The sequence below is a fragment of the Bacillus sp. AFS098217 genome (genome assembly GCF_002551815.1).
GTDB lineage: Bacteria > Bacillota > Bacilli > Bacillales > Bacillaceae_G > Bacillus_A.
The window spans coordinates 1-694 of record NZ_NVPR01000146.1 but is presented as its reverse complement, the minus strand read 5'-3'; the positions used below and the strand labels follow the sequence as shown (position 1 = coordinate 694).

1 pseudogene is annotated in these 694 nt (G+C 38.8%); it reads left to right on the top strand.

The annotated features are described in order from the left end of the window. Positions 1 to 694 (top strand): annotated as a pseudogene (locus COO03_RS23860) (IS200/IS605 family accessory protein TnpB-related protein); the annotation flags it as partial.

The following is a 694-nucleotide window of genomic DNA, read 5'->3' as shown; positions in this document are numbered from 1 at the left end:
AAAAAACTGTTTCGGTCTCAATTTACAATCGATGAGTTCGTGCAGAACCATGACAAATGGAAAACCTTATTTTCTCGTGCTCGAAATAAACAACTTACACTATCTGGTCGTAAAGATGCCAAACACGGAAATTTTGTGTTTCAGTATGTTGTTGAGAATCAAGAATTATGGATGACAACAAGTACAGGAAAACTAGTTATGTTTCCAGCTGTCACATTCCCGTATGGGCAAGAAATTATTGAGGAAGTGATCACAAAACAATTACAGTGTAAGAATAAGAAAAAACATGGCAAACCGATTGCGTGGTCTGTTGAAGACCATGGTGAATATTACATTGTAAAGTGCTTAGTCGATGTACCGGAAAACCCTCACACGAATTATAGTAAATCAGATGGTGTGATTGGTGTGGATTGTAATCTCAATCATTTTGCTTGGGCGCATGTAACGAAGGATGGGAATTACAAAGGAAGTGGTTCTCTCTGTTTTTCTATTATGGGTCAATCCACTGGACAAATCACAAAGATAATTGAAGCGGAAGTCATTCGTTTAGTTGACTTAGCGGTGCGGTATCATAAGCCGATTATCATAGAAAAGTTAGATACCACACAATCCAAGACAGGTGATCGATATGGAAGTAAGCGTGTGAATCGAATGAAGAGCATGTTCGCTTATAGGAAGATGACAAGCGCGATCC